Source organism: Planctomycetia bacterium, assembly GCA_021413845.1.
Taxonomy (GTDB): Bacteria; Planctomycetota; Planctomycetia; order Pirellulales; family PNKZ01; genus PNKZ01.
Map to the genome: position 1 here is coordinate 14,128 of JAIOPP010000156.1, position 18,998 is coordinate 33,125.

11 protein-coding genes and 1 riboswitch are annotated in these 18,998 nt (G+C 60.3%); of the genes, 3 read left to right on the top strand and 8 right to left on the bottom strand.

The genetic code is table 11. From position 1 onward, the window contains the following. Nucleotides 1-95 precede the first annotated feature (95 nt). Complete coding sequence (locus K8U03_25550; protein ID MCE9608265.1) at nucleotides 96-278, bottom strand: Flp family type IVb pilin; 183 nt, start codon at nucleotides 276-278, stop codon at nucleotides 96-98. A gap of 232 nt (nucleotides 279-510) precedes the next feature. Further along, a riboswitch (cyclic di-GMP riboswitch) is annotated at nucleotides 511-596 on the bottom strand. A 361-nt stretch (nucleotides 597-957) separates the two neighbouring features. On the opposite strand from K8U03_25550, the gene K8U03_25555 reads away from it, so the two are divergent. Genes K8U03_25555 through K8U03_25565 form a run of 3 tightly spaced genes read left to right on the top strand, consistent with a single transcriptional unit; the run spans nucleotide 958 to nucleotide 2,808 of the window. Beyond that, nucleotides 958-1,314, top strand: coding sequence for a hypothetical protein (locus tag K8U03_25555; GenBank protein ID MCE9608266.1), 357 nt, complete (start codon nucleotides 958-960; stop codon nucleotides 1,312-1,314). A gap of 13 nt (nucleotides 1,315-1,327) precedes the next feature. Next, nucleotides 1,328-1,720: a hypothetical protein gene (locus K8U03_25560; GenBank protein ID MCE9608267.1), complete on the top strand. Its 393-nt coding sequence runs from the start codon at nucleotides 1,328-1,330 to the stop codon at nucleotides 1,718-1,720. After that, on the top strand, nucleotides 1,717-2,808 hold the full coding sequence (locus K8U03_25565; protein ID MCE9608268.1) for a DUF362 domain-containing protein: 1,092 nt from the start codon (nucleotides 1,717-1,719) through the stop codon (nucleotides 2,806-2,808). The genes K8U03_25560 and K8U03_25565 overlap by 4 nt, the downstream gene beginning before the upstream one ends. Nucleotides 2,809-2,829: 21 nt before the next feature. Here K8U03_25565 and K8U03_25570 read toward each other — a convergent pair whose 3' ends face one another. The 7 genes from K8U03_25570 to K8U03_25600 form a co-directional block, all read right to left on the bottom strand. Continuing rightward, nucleotides 2,830-4,293, bottom strand: coding sequence for a DUF1501 domain-containing protein (locus tag K8U03_25570; GenBank protein MCE9608269.1), 1,464 nt, complete (start codon nucleotides 4,291-4,293; stop codon nucleotides 2,830-2,832). A gap of 74 nt (nucleotides 4,294-4,367) precedes the next feature. Then, nucleotides 4,368-7,427, bottom strand: a complete 3,060-nt coding sequence (locus K8U03_25575) for a PSD1 and planctomycete cytochrome C domain-containing protein (GenBank protein ID MCE9608270.1) — start codon at nucleotides 7,425-7,427, stop codon at nucleotides 4,368-4,370. Between the two features lie 105 nt (nucleotides 7,428-7,532). Next, the gene (locus K8U03_25580) at nucleotides 7,533-9,020 is read right to left on the bottom strand and encodes a DUF1501 domain-containing protein (GenBank protein MCE9608271.1); all 1,488 of its coding nucleotides are present in this window, start codon (nucleotides 9,018-9,020) and stop codon (nucleotides 7,533-7,535) included. A gap of 46 nt (nucleotides 9,021-9,066) precedes the next feature. After that, nucleotides 9,067-12,546, bottom strand: coding sequence for a PSD1 and planctomycete cytochrome C domain-containing protein (locus K8U03_25585; GenBank protein ID MCE9608272.1), 3,480 nt, complete (start codon nucleotides 12,544-12,546; stop codon nucleotides 9,067-9,069). Nucleotides 12,547-12,798: 252 nt separating this feature from the next. Next, the gene (locus K8U03_25590; GenBank protein ID MCE9608273.1) at nucleotides 12,799-15,795 is read right to left on the bottom strand and encodes a c-type cytochrome; all 2,997 of its coding nucleotides are present in this window, start codon (nucleotides 15,793-15,795) and stop codon (nucleotides 12,799-12,801) included. 113 nt (nucleotides 15,796-15,908) lie between these two features. Beyond that, the gene (locus tag K8U03_25595; GenBank protein MCE9608274.1) at nucleotides 15,909-17,255 is read right to left on the bottom strand and encodes a DUF1501 domain-containing protein; all 1,347 of its coding nucleotides are present in this window, start codon (nucleotides 17,253-17,255) and stop codon (nucleotides 15,909-15,911) included. 92 nt (nucleotides 17,256-17,347) lie between these two features. Further along, nucleotides 17,348-18,811: a DUF1501 domain-containing protein gene (locus K8U03_25600; GenBank protein MCE9608275.1), complete on the bottom strand. Its 1,464-nt coding sequence runs from the start codon at nucleotides 18,809-18,811 to the stop codon at nucleotides 17,348-17,350. Nucleotides 18,812-18,998: the final 187 nt, after the last annotated feature.

The window sequence follows — 18,998 nt, forward strand, 5'->3', positions numbered from 1 at the left end:
CCCTCGTCGCTACGTGAGCGACGAGGGCTAGGACTGTGATAGAAATCGCGAGCCGCTACGAAAAGCGACCCACGGATGAATGCTGCATATCGGCTTTAGCTAGCCGAGGTCAAGGAACCGGAGACCTTGGAGAAGGTGGCGTTGGCGTTGGTGCCGAGCGATTGAATCGTCGTCAAGCAGACCACCACGATCAAAGCCAACATCACCGCGTATTCCACGGCCGTCGGGCCGTCTTCCGACTTCAAAAACTTCTGGATCTTCAATGCGAATGTCTTCATGGTGTGAGCTCCGGGATTGTTCGGAACGTCTTCGGGCCGGTGGATCTTCGGCCAAGATCGAGACGCTCCTAAGGAAGTTGACAAACTCGGAGCATCGTCGAACGCACGAGGCGATGAACCTCGACGAACGACATGCTCCGACCGCATCAGCAGTTCCTCTCGCATCTCCCACGACCGAAGCGAGGCGACGAATTCCGAAGCTGCAAGAGCGACGAAACGACGTCGTAAACCTTTCGGTAACCGGGCCGCCGTCGCAACGTATTGCGCCGGCCCCTGGCTTTGCGTCCCGGCCTTGCGACCGGTTTGCCCTTTCGAGGATGTGGAGGTCTTCGCCTAGCCGCGATACGCTCGACGATGCCGGCGGGTCGCCCCGACGACATCGAGAGGCCGAAGCCTCGGCATCGAAACGGATCGCGTAGCCGGTTGCGAAACCAGCTTGCGACCAAGCACATCTCAACGAAACACCCGGCCGCAATGAAAACCTAGGTCGGGAAATCGAGGAGTCAAATGACTACACCGAAATTTACGCATGAGATCGACATAGTCGCAAAATCCGAACTTCGTTCTAATACATTAAGCTCCGAGAATCGCAACGTAGTCTTTCTTGCACCATTGCGCGTATCACCTTGTTGCCGAATCGCCGCAGCGTCTACTTTCCGAAGCATCGTTGATCGCGAAAATGACTTGGCTCGATGACATTCTCGATTCTCTCTCGCACAAAGATCGTTGGGGCTATCGCCTCGGCGAGCTTCCGGCCGCCGAACCGTTGGCGTTGGCCGCACTGGCATTGCTCGGCCACGATCGCCATGCCGAAGCGAAACCGCTCTTGGAAAAGCTTTGCGAGCTCCAGGCCGGCACCGGTGCGCTCGGCATCTTTCAAGGCATGGGCGATCCGCACTGGGGTACGGCACACGCCATCTTGGCTTGGTCCGCGGCCTTGAACTCCACGAAGCTCGACTCCTCCCTGCGCGATCGGTTGCCTTTGTTTCATGGCTCTACGCGCGGCGGGAATGCAAGCGCATCCGCGCGCATATGAGGCCGTTCGCCTCATGCTGGATCGCATCCTCCCTGCCGGCGGCTGCAACTACGGCAACACCTTCGTGCTTGGGCAAACTCTTCGTCCGCACATCCAGCCGACGGGCATCATGCTCATGGCACTCGGCGGTGTCGACGACGGTAACGAGCGTATCGTGAAAAGCGTGCAGTGGCTCGATGGCGCGATCGACGCTCAAACCACGACCGCTTCGCTCGCCTTCGCACTCTTAGGCCTCGCCGCAAACGGCCGCGAACGAGCCGGTGCCGAGAAGCTATTGGAAGCGGCGCTGAACAAGCCGACGAGTGCGCTCGGTGCCGCTCTTCCGCGCCGCTCCTTGGCCGCCCTGGCCGTGCTCGGCAAGCGCTCTCCTTTGGTAACGCTAGGGCGTGAAGGAGTCGCGCCATGAGCAAGCCGCCGGCAGATGAACCGCAACGCCGAGAATCGCGGTCGGGAAAACCCGATCCATCGGCTTCGCAGCCGGGCGGCGGCTCTAAGTTCGATCGCCGCGCGCTGTTGATCGCCGGGGGCGCCGCTGCGATCGGCACCGGCGCTTATCCGGCCATTCGCCGCATCGTCAAAGGAAGGTCGCCGGTATTCATCGCCAAAAATCAGAAGTACGACGGTCCACTTGCTAAGACCATTTCCGATGGGCTGCTGGCCTCCGGTATCGATCCGGATCGATACCGCGGCAAGCGTGTGCTGCTCAAGCCGAACCTCGTCGAGCCGATGCGTGGCAGTCCGCAAATGACGACGCATCCGGCGATGGTCGTCGCTTGCTTCGAGGTTTTCAAAAACGCCGGCGCCATCGTCGCCGTGGGAGAAGCTCCCGGTCACATGCGCGATACGGAAGCGGCGCTCGTCGAGTCGCGATTGGCGGAAGCTTTGCTCGATGCCAAGCTCGACTTCGCCGACTTGAATTATCAGGAAAGCCGCTTTACGGCGAATGGTTGCGGCCTGTCGAAGCTGCCGGGCTTCTACTTTCCTCAAGCGGTTGCCGAAGCCGATCTCATCGTTTCGATGCCGAAGCTGAAGACCCATCATTGGGTCGGCATCACGGTCTCGATGAAGAATCTTTACGGCACGCTTCCCGGAAACAAGTACGGCTGGCCGAAGAACGTGTTGCATCACAACGGCATCCCGCAAACCGTCGTCGATATCAACGCTTCGCTCCCGCCGACGATCGCCGTAGTGGATGGTATCGAATGCATGGAGGGAGACGGACCGATTCTCGGCACGTCGAAACAGATGGGGCTCGTCGTGGTCGGTGCCGATCGTTTGGCGGTCGACTCGACTTGTGCCCGGATCATCGGGCTCGATCCCGCGCGCGTCACTTACATGCAACTCGGCTATCAAGCCGGCCTCGGCCAGATGGACGACTACCTCATCACGCAGCGCGGCGAGAACTGGCGCCCCCTCTACGCGCCTTTCAGAATTCTCGATCGTCCGCATCTCCGCCAACTACAAACGCCGGAAGCGGGCATCCTCACATCCTGATTCGCATCGGCGATCGTCGGACTACGCGATGATCTCTTTCACGACGTTCCCCGCGACATCGGTAAGTCGGAAGTCGCGGCCGTTGAGGCGGTAGGTCAACTTCGTATGCTCCAGGCCGAGCATCGCCAGGATCGTGGCGTGCAAGTCGTTGACGCTCACGCGATCGACGGCCGACTTGAAGCCGATTTCATCGGTTTCACCGTAATGCACGCCTCCTTTAGCGCCCCCTCCTGCGAACCAAGCGGTGAACGCGTGCGGGTTATGATCGCGGCCCGGCTTCGCCGATTTCTGCGCGATCGGTAATCGTCCGAACTCGCCGCAGCAGACGATCAGCGTCGACTCCAGCAAGCCTCGATTCTTCAGATCGGCGATCAACGCCGCGATCGGTTGGTCGGTCTCTTGCGCGAAACCTCGATGGTTCCCTTCGATGTCGTTGTGCCCATCCCAACTCAGTTGGTTATCCATTCCGCCGCTATAGATCTGCACGAAGCGCACGCCGCGCTCGACCAACCTTCGCGCCGTTAGCGCCTGCTTTGCGAAATGAGAAGATTTCTTTTCGTCGAGCCCATAGAGCTTGCGAATGTTTTCCGGTTCTTGAGTCAAATCGAAAGCCTCGGGTGCGGCCGTTTGCATGCGATAGGCCAACTCGAAGCTCTCGATGCGCGCCGCCAACTCTTGCTCTCCGGGATTCGCTGCGAGATGCTTGGCGTTCAGGCGGGCGAGCAGATCCAACTGTCGGCGTTGATCGGCATCGCTCATGTGCGCGGAGCGATTCATGTTGTCGATCGGTGCGCCTTGTGCGTTGAGCGCCGTTCCTTGATACACGCCCGGTAAGAATCCTGCGCTCCAATTCGACGCATATCCTTTCGGCAATCCGCGACCGAGCGTGTCGTACATCACGACGAATGCCGGTAAGTTTTTACTCTCGCTCCCGAGTCCGTAAGTCGTCCAACTTCCGACACAGGGGAAGCCCATTCGACTCATGCCCGTATTGATTTGGAACAGTGCGGGCGAATGATTGTTCGTTTGCGTGAAACAGGAATGAATAAACGCCATGTCGTCGACATGCTGCGAAAGCTGCGGAAATAGATCGGAAGCCCACGTCCCGCTCTTACCATGCTGCTTAAACGCGAACGGCGACTTCATCAATCCGCCGACGGAGCCGGCGAAAAAACCGGTGTTCTTGTCGAAGCCTTCGAGCGTTTGCCCGTCGCGCTTCGCCAGCTCCGGCTTGTAGTCCCAGGTGTCGACTTGGCTTTGGCCGCCGTTCATGAACAACCAAATGACGCTCTTCGCCTTCGCGGCGAACTGCGGAGCGCGTGGCGCAAGCGGATGCAAGCTCCGGTCATCGTGAACGGCGGCGCTCGCCGTTGATGATGCCGGTTGCGGCGCGCCGAGCAGATCGGCGAGCGCCAACATGCCGAACCCTTGCCCGGCCTGCATCAGAAAACGACGCCGATCGGTCGGCAACGGCGAAGCAAACATCGAGGCATCCATAAACACTCTCAATCGCTGACTTGAATCGACACGAACGAACATCCGACTTTCGTCGAACGTGCTCACTCCACGAATACGAACTCATTCAACCCGAACAACACCTGGCAGAAATCGGACCACGCCAACGCTTCCGATGCCGCGGCTTTCCCTTCGCCGCGGTAAGCCGCGATCTGCGCCGCGACGAACTCCTTTGAGTCGCGCAATTCTTCCTCCGACGGACTCCGACCGATCGCCCGACGATAGCCGGTGTCGATCCCTTGTTCGATATCGCCGGGAGATATCGGCATGATCTTCTTGGCAAACGCATCTGCGTATCGTCGCAGAATTTCATTGTTCATCAGCATCAGCGCCTGCGGGGCAACGGTCGTCTCCGGCCGCACCGCCAAATCCTGCAGCGTATCGGGCCCATCGAACAAACTCATCATCGGCACGAGCTTGCTCCGCTTCACGAAAAAGTAAATGCTCCGCCGCGGTTGATCGGCCGCCAGCGTGCCGGGTCCGAACATCGTTTCATCCAGCGTACCGGCGACGGCCATGATCGCGTCGCGCACGATCTCCCCTTCCAACCTTCGAAGCGGCTTATGCCAGAACAGGCTATTTTCGGGATCGGCTTTCGTGCGGGCGGCATCGCTAGCGCTGGTTTGCATGTACACGGCGCTGGTCATGATCAGCTTATGCATCGGCTTCAATCGCCAGTCGTTGCGAATCAGCTCGCGCGCCAAGTAATCCAATAGCTCCGCATGCATCGGCTTCGCGCTCTGCACACCGAAGTCGCTCGGGTTCGCCGTAAGCCCCGTTCCCATGTGGTAATACCAAAGGCGATTCACGATCACACGTGCAAGCAGATGACCGGCCCCGGAATCGACGTCCGTCATCCACTCGGCCAGCCCTCGACGACGATACGAAGTCTTCACTTCGGCCGGCGGCTTCGACCGCCAGCGCTCATCCTCTTTCCCTCGCACCAACACGCTCACGAAGCCGGGCCGGGCCTCTTCGACCTTTTGATTCGGATCTCCGCGGCGCACTACGAATGTCTTCTCGTAGAAGTCCGGCCCCTGAGTATGCAATCGAACGGCCGGCACTCCTTCGCTGCTGATCAGCATCTTCGCAACTTGCGGCTTAGGTCGCTTCAATTCGCTTGCGGCGACGATTCGATGCAAGCGAATCCACTCGGGATCTTGCGTCCGAAACCAGGCGAACAACACATCGCGCTCGGCCGACGACGGCTTCGTGTTTCTTTCGGCCGTCAATTTGCGCAACGCAGTTTGCGCTGCTTCCGAAATTTCGCTTCCGGCAAGAGGATGCGGCCCAGCACCCGTTGCTAGGGCGAGGCGAAAGCGGCCGAGTCCTTGATTGTTTCCCGCAAGATCGAGCGTGATGTTAAGCTTCGTTCCACCGTCGAACCCGAGCGGTTCCTTTAGCTCGAACACCGCTGCGACGTCGCGCCCTTCGCCCGTGATCTCCCACGACTCCGGATTTGCCGCGACGGTCGACTGCGCATTCGAACCAGCAACCGATCCCTTCGTCGGCGGAATCTCGACCGTGCGACTGACGATCACTCCGTCGACCGCCGTGCCTGTTTGCTTCGGAGCCGCATTGATCTGCAGCTTCACCTTCACTGAGCCGTTCAGTCCCATGCCCGGTCCGCCGCCAGGCAAACCATCGTCGGCCAAAGCCTCAAGACGAAGAGCACGAATATCGCGATGTGCGGTCTCGAGAGTAACGGCGTATTTCACGCCGAAGAACTGCGACCCACGCGCCTGCACGGAACCATCTTCGAGCGTCGTGAACTTAATAGGCTCCGGCGCGGTCGTCTTCGTCGGCGTTGCGACGATCCAAGTCGGCGCGCCTCCCGGCGCGCTGCGTTCCGTCAGCCAGGCATCGAACTTCGGCGCGAGCGTATTGCGCTCATATTGCGCTAAAGCCTCGGCGAGCGGCCGATGCGGCGGTTCCCACGCCGCGAGTTGTTTCCGGTAACCCGCCGGATCGAGGTTTACGTCGTAGTCGCTGCGCACGGTCGTCGTGAAGGTCGAGACCATGCGGAAGTAATCGGCTTGCGTAAACGGATCGAACTTATGATCGTGGCACCGCGCGCAGCCGATCGTGATGCCGAGCATCGTCGTGCCGATCGTGCGCGCCATATCGTCGAGCTCGTCGTAGCGTTCTTTTTCGGCTTGGTTCGCCGTGATCTGCGTCGCATGCACGCCGGCCGCAAGAAATCCGGTCGCCATGAGAGCGAGCGGATTATCGGGCTCGTACTCATCTCCGGCGATCTGCCACTTCACGAACTTGTCGTACGGCAAATCTTGGTTGAAGGCGCGAATCACGAAATCGCGATAGTGATACGCATTCGGCCGATCGTAGTCTTGCTCGAATCCGTGGCTCTCGGCGAACCGCGCAAGATCGAGCCAATGGCGCCCCCAACGTTCGCCGAAATGGGGATTCGCGAGCAACTTATCGATGAGCTTCTCATACGCATCGGCCGACTTGTCGTTGACGAATGCGTCGACTTCTTCCGGTTTCGGCGGCAGGCCGAGCAAATCGAAATAGGCGCGACGCACCAACGTGCGCCGTTCGGCAACATCGTTCGGCCGTAGCTTCACCCGATCGAGTTCGCGGCGAATGAACGCATCGACGGGAGTGCGCGACCATGAGTCGCCGGCGATAGTCGGCGGTTTCGGCTCGGCAAGCGGCAAGAAGGCCCAATGTTTTTTGCCGGCTTCGACGTCGATCGTCCGTTTCTTCGCCGCTAGCGGGGCTTCCACGCGCGGGTCCGGCGCGCCTCGTTTGACCCATTCGACAAGCACGCCGATTTCGGCATCGCTCATCTTCCCCTTCGGCGGCATCTGCACATGCTCGTTCTTTTCGTACCGCACCGCGCGCACGAGCAAACTCTCCTCGGGCTTGCCGGGCACGACGGCAACACCGGAATCGCCCCCCTTCATCCAACCCGGCTTGCTATCGAGCAGCAGTCCCCCTTGGAGAATCTTTGCTTCCTGCGAATGGCATTCATAGCACTTGCCGATCAGAATCGGCCGGACTTGATTCTCGAAGAACGCGATCTGCTCGGGCGCAAGTTTCTTCTCTTCCGACTTCGCACCCTCGGCAGCATCTATCGACACGGCAGCGGAGCAAGCGATGAAGATCGCCGAACAAAACGACAACAATCTCGACGACATTTTCATCGGCATGCGGCTCTGGCGTACTTCCGTAAACGGATCAATAAGTTAAGCGAGCAATTCGTGAACGACTCGGCCATGAACATCGGTGAGGCGGAAGTCGCGACCGGCATAGCGATACGTGAGCTTCGTGTTGTCGAAGCCGAGCGCGTGGAGCATCGTGGCATGCAGATCATGCACATGCAGACGGTTCTCGACAGCCTGAAAGCCGAACTCATCGGTAGCGCCGTGAACATGGCCCCCTTTGACGCCGCCGCCGGCCATCCACACCGTGAAGCCGTAGTGATTGTGATCGCGGCCGTTGATCTTACCGGCGTTGGAGCCGGCTTGCGGCAGTTCGACGGTCGGCGTCCGTCCGAACTCGCCACCGAAGATCACGAGCGTTTCATCGAGCAGGCCCCGTTGCTTGAGATCGCAGAGCAACGCGGCGATGGCCTGGTCGATTTCTCCCGCGAGCTTACGATGCCCTTTTTCGATATCGTCGTGGTTGTCCCACGGCTGCCCGGCACCGTGCCAAAGCTGCACATAGCGCACGCCCCGCTCGACGAGCCGGCGCGCAATCAAGATCTGGCGAGCTTGGGTGCCCGCACCATAAGCATCGAGAATATGTTGCGGCTCACGCGAGATATCGAAAGCATCGCTCGCTTCCACTTGCATCCGCGCCGCCAATTGAAACGAATGAATCCGCGATTCCATCGCCGCATCGGGACCATGTGCGGCGAGGTGCGCGCGGTTCAGCTCGTCGAGCAACGCGAGCTGCCGATTTTGCTGTTCCGGCAGCACTTCCGTGTTCCGAATGTTTTCAATCAGCTTATCGATCTCGGTATGTTTGCTGTCGATATAGGTTCCTTGATACACTCCCGGCAGAAACGCCGAGCGCCAATTCTCGGCACCCTTGATCGGATAACCTCCCGGGCACATCACGATGAAGCCCGGCAAGTTTTGATTTTCCGTTCCGAGACCGTACGCGAGCCACGAACCGAGGCTCGGTCGCGTCAGCGGAAACGTGCCGGTGTTCATCAACATCAGCGACGGCTCGTGATTCGGAACGTCGGCATACATCGAGCGGACGATACACATGTCGTCGATGTGTGCCGCAGTCTTCGCGAAGAGCTCGCTCACTTCGATACCGCTTTGTCCGTACTTCTTGAACTTGAACGGACTTGGAAACGCTGCTCCCGTCTTGCGCTCGGTGCGCAAGTTGTTCGGAACTTCCTTTCCAGCGTACTTCGCGAGCAACGGCTTGTTGTCGAACGTATCGACGTGCGACGGGCCGCCGTTGGCGAACAAATGAATAACGTGCTTCGCCTTGCCGGGAAAATGCGCGATTTTCGGCGCCATCGGGTTCCCGTAACTCGCGCCGGATTCCGATTTCGTAGCGGCACGAGCCGCCGAGAGCATTCCTTCGTCACCGAGAATACCAGCCAAGCCGAGCATGCCGAGACCGGTTCCGGTGCGCTGCAAAAGATCGCGGCGCGAAAGGAGGGAGCCCGATAAGGATCGGAGCTCGGCGGAATTCTCGGAAGGCATAACCATGCGAACTACCTCGACCGACGACTAAAAACGCACTACACGAACCGGCTCAATCGACAAACATAAACTCGTTGCTCATCAACAACACTTGCGCCGCAAGTTCCCAGGGGTTCATCATCGTCGGCAGTGGGCCGCCGAACTCTTTTTGATAATTCCATGTCGTCGGCTTCGCCCCACCGAGCAGCGTGAAGGAAGGGGACCACTCGAAACTGTCGTGGTCGACAGTGCCGAGGGAATCGAGAACGAGATCGAGTTGATCTCCCTTCCGAATTTCGACGCGCTCCACGCCGGTCTTCGTCGAGCCATTATGCACTCGCCAAGTGCCGAGCTTGCCCGCACGCGACGAGATTAAGTGCAGAGCTACGCCATCCCCCTCTTTCGTCTTGTGCTTGAGTTCACCGTCGAACAACACGACGCCGTCTTGCGGCGAGGTCCAGCGGGCCACAGCCGCTTGCTTTAAGTTGTTGCCGGTGTGGCCCGAGTTGACGCGGAAGATCGCGTGACCGAATTTCGCATCCGGATACGCCGCACTCGGCTGCCAAGCGGAGCCGGTCCAATGCGCCATCGGCGCGAAACCAATCACGCGGCCTTTCACGAGATCGGCGTCGCCGATGCCGTATTGCCAATGCGATTTCGGCGGCTCGATCGTCGTAGAGCCCTCGATGAACCGCACGAACCGTGAGGTTTCCTCGGCGGTCGGCAGCCGACCGAGAGCGATGCGGAACAAGGCCGCGATGCGTTGCGCTGCATCTTTCTTTCCCGCCACTTCGGCCCGAGCGACGAGCTTGCGCGTCTGCTCTTGCACGAACGGCGAGTTCATCGCAAACAAGGCTTGCTGCGGCACGGTGGTGCGCGGACGTTGGTCGATCGTGACGTCGGGATTCGCGAAGTCGAACACGCCGAAGATGCCGGGCAGGTCTTGGCGATCGATGTAGCCGTAGATCGTGCGGCGCGTCGAATAAGGCTTGTTCCAGATTTCGATCGGCCGGCCGAATTCCGTCGTGTCTAAGCGTCCGGCGATCTGCAGCAGCGAATCGCGCATCGCTTCCAGTTCCAGCCGACGACGATTCATGCGCCACAACAAGCGATTCTCCGGATCGACTTGTAGCGGATTACCGCTCGCGGCGGGAACGCTCATCGGCACGTCGCTCGATTGTCGATAAGTTTGCGACGTCATCATCAAGCGATGCAGTCGCTTGATCGACCACCCTTCCTCCATAAACGACGCGGCTAAATAATCGAGCAACTCGGGGTGCGTCGGCGGCGAGGTGCGAACACCGAAGTCGCTCGGCGTTTCGACCAAGCCTTGGCCGAAATGCTGCAACCAGATCCGATTCACCATCACGCGTGCCGTCAGCGGATTGTCGGCGCTAGCGATGGCCTGCGCGAGTTCGAGCCGGCCGCTGCCGTCGGCAAACGGCTTGCGATCTTCTCCACCGAGCAAACGAAGGTTCCTTCGCGGAACTTCGCTTCCGCGCCGAGCGGGATCGCCTCGAACGAACACCGCGGGATTAAACGCCGGCTTCGAGTCGACGAGCGACATCGCGCGCGGGGGTGCGCCGGGCGACGTGACCGTAAGAGCTTCGACCTTGCGTTGGCGCGCGTCGACTTCGCCGCGCACCTTTCGATCGAACACCTGCCGCGATTCATCCATGCCGAGCGTCGTCGGCGATGACGCATCGAACAGCACTTGCCGCAGTTCCTCCGCTGCATGATCCTCAAGCCGGTCGGGCGCTTTCTCGCCGGGCTTCATGCTCTTCGGGTCTTGCGATTTCTTCCAATCGCCGTAGACGCTTTCAAGCAACGCTCCATAAGTTTCCGCAACATCGAGCATCGACTTCGGCGTCTGTTTTCGAAACGCTTCGCGCACCAGTCGATTCGATACTGCGGCATTCTTGTCCGATCGGTCTTTCAACAACTCCGCTACGACGCTGGGCGCGCGTTCGGCGAATTCCGTTTCCTTCAGTGCATCGAATTTGTTCCAAGCATCGAAAACCGGATCCGGCTTCTTCTTCGTTGCCGTTAATAGATCGCGCCATCGACGAATGACGACCGGCCGCGGATCGCCGGCATCAAACAGAAAATCCTTTTCCTTCGATGAAGAATTATCGAGCCGATCCAGCACGATCTTCGCCAAGTAATCGGAGACATGCGTTCGCAGCTCGTCGATAAGCTTCGCTTGATGCTCGGCCACGTATGTGTCGCGTTCGGTAGTTAGTTTCGCGAGCTCTTTCTTATAGGCCTCATATTCCGGCGACGGTTTCGGCTCGCCCAAGAGCGGATACGATGCCGGCGCGAGGGAACTGCGAAACACACCGTAGAGCGAGTAATAGTCTTCCTGCGGCAAAGGATCGAATTTGTGATCGTGACAGCGGGCGCAAACGACGGTGAGCCCGAGGAACCCACGCATCACGACATCGATCTGATCGTCCACCGTATCGTGAACTGCCGTGAACTGACGTCCGCAGGTGAGGAAGCCCATCGCGGCGAGCGCGGCATCTCCATCTTGGCGCGGCAGCTTATCGGCGGCGATTTGCTCGACGATGAAACGGTCGTAAGGCAAGTCATCATTGAAGGCGCGGATGACATAGTCGCGATAGGTATAAGAAAACGGAAAGCGACGTTCCGCGCCGAACGTGTAACCCTTCGTGTCGCCGTAGCGCGCCACATCGAGCCAATGCCGGGCCCAGCGCTCGCCGTAGCGGGGCGAAGCGAGCAGACGATCGATCGTTCGTTCATACGCATTCGGCGAAGCGTCGCGCTCGAACGCTTCGATCTCTTCCATCGTCGGCGGTAAGCCGATCAGGTCGAAATAGGCGCGGCGCAAGAGCGTCCGTTTGTCGGCAGGGGGAGAGGGGCTCAAGCCCGCGGAACTAAGCTTCGCCGCTACAAAGCGATCGATCGGGTTGTCGTTCCACGGCTTCGGAGCGGCCGGCGGAAGTGCCGCACGGCGAACCGGTTGAAAAGCCCAATGTTCCGACAGCGCCCGGCGAACGCGGTCGTCCATCGAACCGCTCCACATCGTCTTCGCCGACATCGTCTTCGTCGATGCCGGCCCTTTCGGTACGCTCTCGCCGATCGGCGAGGCGCCGCTCTTCAAAGCCGTCGCGTCTTCCTCCGGCCACGGCAAGCCCATCTTTACCCAGGTCGTGAGAGCGGCGAGTTGGTCGGCCGGTAGTTTGCCGTCGGGTGGCATCTGCACGTCGCCGTCGTATTTCGTCGCGGCGATGATCGGGCTCCGGCCGGGGTCGCCCGGTACGGCTGCCGGATGCCCTTCGACTCCGGTAAGAATCGCCTTACGAGTATCGAGACGCAAGCCCGCCTCTTGCTGCTTCGGACCGTGGCATTCGACGCAATGCTTCGCCAACAGCGGACGAACCTGCTTCTCGAAATATTCGATCTGCTCGGCGGAGAACTTGGTCGCAACTACGGGCGCAGCGGCCGACGCCGACGAGTTGCCGATGCCTGCCGACGACCATGCGCAGAGCAGCGCTAAACGAGCGACAAGTTGCGGCGAAAAGTTTCTCATAGGTTCGAAAACTTCACCCGACGGAAGGTGGCAGCAACCTACAGGTTCGACGATCGAGATGCGGGGGCGACAAGGCGGGGCGAGCAAACGAAGGCGAAATGGCCCTCGAAGCTCGGTTGTCGTTGTCCGGTAAGTAGTTACATCAGTGTAACCGCAGACGACCGGCCGTGTCAAAGTTGCGACTCGAACAGCCGGCCGACGCTCGTAGGCGTCGAGTGTCGTTGAGCTTACGAACCGCTGTCGAAAAAGAGTTCACTTGGCGGGCTTGCTGCCGGGAGCATCGGGGACCGAGCCGTCGAGGTAGCGCCAATTCTTGACGAACGAAATGACGTCGGCCATGTCTTGATGCGGCAAATTCCGTTCAAGACCTTCGGGCATCAGCGAAACGCCGTTGGATTCCATCGTGTCGATCGCCGATTTCAACACGCTCTGCTGCTTGCCGTCGGGAAGTTTCAGCGTCACCGAGCCGGGAGTTTCCGCCGCAATGATGCCGACGAACTGCAAGCCGTCGTCGGTGACGACCGTATAGCTCACGAAGTTGTTGTCGATCGCCTTGTTCGGCTGAATCACGTCGACGAGCACCTGCTCAAGCGTCTTTGTCCGGAGATCGGCGATGCTTGGGCCGACGTCGACCCCGACGTCGCCGATCTTATGGCATGTCGCGCAAGTCTTGCGAAAAATTTCCTTGCCGCGCCGAGCATCGGCCTGCAGCGCGAGAACTTGGCGATAGTCTTCGAGCGCCTTCATTCGATCGGCCGGCATCGACGACGCAAGCAACTTCTCGGCGCGTGCTTTGATTTTCGGATCGGTGCTCTTCAGCAATCGCGACGCGCGGGCCTGATCGAGATCCTTCGGCTTGATCTTTCCCTGATCCATCGCATCGAGCAAGGCCGCGACACGCTCCGAGCGGCTGAGCAACACGTCGAAGATCTGGCCGCGCATCGCCGGAGATTGTTTCGGAAGCATCGCAATGAGCATTGTCGAGATCTGAGGCATCGGCCGAGACGAGAGATACGCTAGTCCTTTGGCGCGAATCTCGCCGTCCGGGTCGCTGCTCACGACTTTTAGCACCGCTTCCGCATCGGCGATGCTCGCCGCCGGCGACTCGGAAGGGTGCGCCGCGATCGCCGTGAGAATCGTGAACGCATCGAGTCGCTGTTCTTTTTCGACTTTCGAATTCACGACGAGGCTGAAGGCTTCTTTACGCAGCGCGTCGACTTTTGCTTCGTCGAAGACCACGGCTAATCGTTTCGCGAGCCCGCTCGCTACGGCAAGCAGCAACTCTTGGCCTTCTTCACTGGTCTCCCAGGGCGTAAGCGCTTGACGCACCACCTTGCCCGAGGTTTGATCGATCTGCGGCCCCGCGGCCACGGCCAACTCCCGCAATAGCGACCGACGCTTCATTGCCTCGGCCGGATCGGTCGGTTTCGTACGACCGATGACGATCGCCAACAATCTGGCGGCGTCCTTCGGTGCCGCGGTTCCTACGGCGAGCCTCGTCCACGCTACATCATCGGCTCGTTCGATGATATCGGCCAGCGCTTCGAGCGTGGCTTCGTCGGGCGAACCGACCGCACCGAGCGTCAATGCCGTTTGAAAGCGCAGGCGGCCGTCTTCGTGGCGGGCATTCGCCGCCACTTGCGAACGGATATCGGCATCGACGGCAACGAACGACTCGGCCAAGAGGACCGCTTGCTCGCGGACGCGCGGATGCTTATCGGCGAGCGCCACGGCAATGGTTTCCTTCGCGAGCGCGCCTTGGCCTTGAAGAGCCCACAAAGCATGAACTCGTGCTTGCGCACTTTTCCCTTCGGCAATCATCGTCTTCAACAAGATCACCGCGGCTTCGTCTTGCCGTTCCACCAGCAACCGCTGCGCCGTCTCGCGCCACCACGCGTTCGGATGCTCCAACGCTTGCACGAGTTCCGCCGCCGAAGCACGATCGAGCGTCGGCGGCTTCTCCGGCCGCTTGAAATCCTTCGGCACGATCCGATAAATTCGTCCGCGATCGTCGCCGGAGCGCAGGTCGGGGCGGTTCTTCAACTCGTCCGGCATGAACGCCGGGTGCTCGATTACGGCGCGATACATATCGCAAACATAGAGCGCGCCGTCGGGCCCGCCGTCGAGATAGACGCCGCGAAACCAAGGATCGCGCGAAGCGAGAAACTCGCGGCCTTCTTGCGCCCACTTGCCGGCGAACGTCGCACCGGCAGGAGAGACGAGTTCTCGATGAACTAAGCTTCCGGTCGGCTCGCAAGTGAAGCCGTTGCCGTAATAGGCGGGGGGAAGCGCATCGCCGCGATATACTTCGACACCGCAAGCCGCCGAGTATTGGCCGGCATGCAAGATCGACGTCGTCCAGGCTTGTACGAGCGGATAGACATGCGAAGCCTCGCCGGCCGCCGCCACATCGTTCACGACCACAGGAACGACTAGCGCCGGATTGCGCACGAGATAGCGATCCTCCAGCACGACATGCATCATCGGGTTGCGATTGCTGCAGATGAACCGATTGCCGTAGTCGTCGAAAGTGAGCCCGAACTGTCCGTTGCCGGCGATCGCTTCGTAGCAGCCGGTGCGCGGGTCGAACTTCAGATCGTGGCCGCGCAACGATACCGGAGCGGCTTTCGGATCGCGCGGGTTCGCAGCCATGCCGCCGCGCAAACCGTTGGCGACATAGATGCAATTGTCTAAGCCGAAGCGCGGATGATTCACGCGAAGCTGCGGGTTCTCGATCGCGAAGCCGGTGAACCACGTTTCGTTCACGTCGGCGCGGTTGTCGCCATCGGTATCTTTCAGGAACGCGATCCGGCCGGCCATCGTCGCGATGACACCGCCGTTCCAAGGTTGCAAGCCGTTGCAGAACGGCAAACCTTCGGCGAAGACATGCGCGGTCTCGTAGCGACCGTCGTTGTCTTTGTCTTCCAAGAGCTTGATGCGCGAAAGCGGCGCGGCACCCGCCGCAGGACCGTTCGGATAGTCGCGATATTCGGCGACCCACATTCGGCCCGAGCCGTCGAAGCGAACCGTCACGGGGTCGACGACCTCGGGCTCGCACGCGACGATTTCGATGCGAAGTCCGTCGTCGAGTTGAAACCAACGGAGCGACTCTTCCGGCGAGACGGGGCTTTTCGGCCCTTCGGCTGCTTGCAACGCAGCGGGCTGGAATACGATCGTCGCCTGCAAAGCGAAGGCGAGGAGAATCGCCATGCGCCGACAGGCGCGCAGCGAAGTATGGGCAAGCGACATCCCGCGATCTCCTCCGATCAAGAAACGAAAGACTCGCGCCACGTTAACCCAACGAGGCGCGCATCGGAAGGCCCGCGCAGGGGCGGAAGCAAGAAATTGTCGGGCCTCGGCGTTTAGATCAGGCCCGCGATCGGCGTTCCATTGTCGACGAGATACTGCGGGCGACCGTTATGGTCGACGATCGTCTCGCGCAGATCGATGCCAAGCGTGTGGTAGATCGTCGCCAACACATCTTGCGTTCCGAACGGCAGGAACCGGGCACGCTCACCACGATGATCGGTCTCGCCGATGACTTGCCCCATCTTCAAGCCGCCGCCGGCGACAAGCGCACACATCGCGCTCGGCCAGTGGCCGCGACCGTCGGGAGTGACGTCGCCGATTTTCGGCGAACGACCGAACTCGCTCCAAATCACTACGGCCACGCGCTCGGAAAGGCCGCGCTCGTGGAGGTCGTTGATCAAAGCGGCGACCGCGCGATCGTAGATCGGAAGTTTATTCCGGAGCAAGCCGAAGTTGCCGGCGTGCGTGTCCCAGCCGTTGTCGAAGATGGTGCCGAACTGCTTGCCGAAGAAGCGCGCACCGACGGATACGAGCGACACGCCGGCCTCCGCCAAGCGCCGAGCGCGCAACAGATCGAGCCCCTGAGACTTCGGGTCGAATCCTTCGCCGTAGGCTTCGCGCACCGACTGTTTTTCCTGAGTCAGGTCGAGCGCCTCGCGCACCTGAGTCGTCGTCAGCATTTCGAGCGCGCGATCGTTGTATGTCGTCATGTCGGGCAGGTCGCGACCGACACGGTCGAGCGAGCGGAGCAGTTCGCGTCGACCATGAAAGCGATCGCGAATCTCTTTGCTCAACTCCAAGTCTTGCCGCACTTCGCCGGCGATGTTAAACGGCCGATGTGCCGGGCCGAGGTAGGCCGGCTCTTCCGGATCGTCGTACGAAGGAAGCAGCCTGTGCGACGAGACGCTGACGTAGGGCGGGATCGGACCATCGGCACCGCGCAGCTTACTTACCACGCAGCCGATCGCGGGGCGACGGAGCGAGCCGATTTGGCCGGATGCCGAGGCGGGAATCCCGGTCAAAAGCTCGGTCGGGTCGTGATTTCCCCGTGTCTTAATACCGCGAATGATCGAGAACTTATCGGCGATCTTGGCGTGTAGAGGGAGCAACTCGCAGACGTCGAGGCCTGCGACGTTGGTCTTGATCGGGCGGAACTCTCCCCGATATTCCGCCGGCGCTTCCGGCTTCATATCGTACATGTCGATATGGCTCGCGCCGCCCGGCAGATAGACCATGATGATCGACTTCTGTTGCGGCCGAATCGCTTTGGCCGAAGCCGACTCAATCCGCAGCATGTCTGCACAAGTCAATCCGCCGACGCACAACGAACCGATGCGCAAGAAACTCCGCCGCGACCGACCGGCGGGAACCAAGTTGCGAGACTCTGCGATATCGAGCATCGAGCTACTTACCTTGCGTACTAACGGCTATTCAGGTCTGGCGTTGCATCGGCCGCCGAATGAGCGGCCCTCTCAGTGGTCGTTATCGTGACTTAGATCAACCCGCGAATCGGATCGCCGTGGTAGACGAAATGCGGACGGCCCGACGGATCTTGCCAGGATGTTTCGCGCGGGAGTCCGAGACCGTGGTAAATCGTCGCTCCCATCGATTCCGGCGTCTCCGGTTGCAGCGCGGGATAGGCACCGATCTTATCCGTCGTGCCGATCATTTGTCCACCCTTCACGCCGCCGCCGGCGAAGAACACGCTTTGCGTTCCCCAGTGGTCGCGGCCCGGCTCTTTGTAGGTTTTCCCAATTCCCGAAATGCGCGGCGTGCGCCCCATCTCGCCGGCCATCACGATCATGGTCGATTCGAGAAGCCCGCGCTCGTCGAGATCGTCGAGCAGCGCGGAAACGGCCTGATCCGTCGGCGGGAACAAATAGTTCTTGAGGTTCGGAAATTGATTGCCGTGCGTGTCCCAAGTTTCATCGTTGCCGAGGTTGACCTGCACGAGCCGTACGCCCGACTCGACCAACTGCCGAGCGATTAAGCACGACCAGCCGAACGAGTTGCGCCCGTAACGATCTTGCGTCTTGCCGTCGACATGCGCGACTTCGAAAGCGCGCTGCGTGCTCGGGTCGGTGAGCAGCGAGATCGCGCGTTGACGATGGCGATCGAACGGTCCTTCGGAGGCATATTGATCGAGCTCGCGCCGTTGTCGTTCGAGCCCGTTCAACAACCCAAGGCGACTCGTAAACGCGTCCGGCGACATCTCCGCCGGCAACGAAAGATTGGGGGCTTGGAACTTAAACTTATCGAGCGTGACCTTTCCCGTAGCATGATGAAACGCATGCGTAGGATAGGCCCCGTAGGCGGTCGAATCGAAACGGCACATCTCCAGGAACATCGGGTTGCGATGCGAACCCATTTCGCCGGCGAACTGGCCCGGGATCACTCGACCGGTGTTATGGATCAACGTCTCCGGCAGCACGACTGCGGGCGGCAGATTGTTGAGTGGAGGAGCGACCGCGTTCGCGATGGCGGCGATCGACGGCCAATCGCGCGGCATCGGCTTGTTCGGGCTGAACCCCGGCGGCAGCATATTGCGCCCCGACAACATGAGCATGTGTCCGGCGGAATGCTCCGGCTCTTTGTGTGCCATCGATCGAACGACGGCCCACTTGTCGCTCCGCGCGGCGAGCTTCGGCATGTGCTCGCAAATATGAACACCGGGAGTCGACGTCGCGATCGGCTTGAATTCGCCCCGCACCTGATCGGGAGCATCGGGCTTCATGTCGAAGCTATCGATTTGCGACAAGCCGCCCGAAAGAAAAAGATAGATGACCGACCGCGCTTTACCGTTCGGAGCGAGCCGGTTAGCGGCTTCGCTATCGACACCCGGCTTGGCGAGGGCCTGGAGCGGATCGAGATGGTTCATACCGAGCCCGAGCAAACCGACCGCGCCGGCTTGCACGGCAATGCGTCTGGAGAAAGCGGCATGCTGTAAGTAACGCATGGCGAACCTCTCGGTAGGAGCGCCTGGAAGCCGGGGCGACGTCGTCGACGCGAATAGCTTCAAAGCGAATGACGGAAGGAAGGGGGCGGGCAGGGGGGAACGCAACTTCCGGATACATCCGATCGTATCGAACTACGCCAATGCATGCAATGGAATTCATCGGGTCGGCGGAGCGTGCAACTTCGCG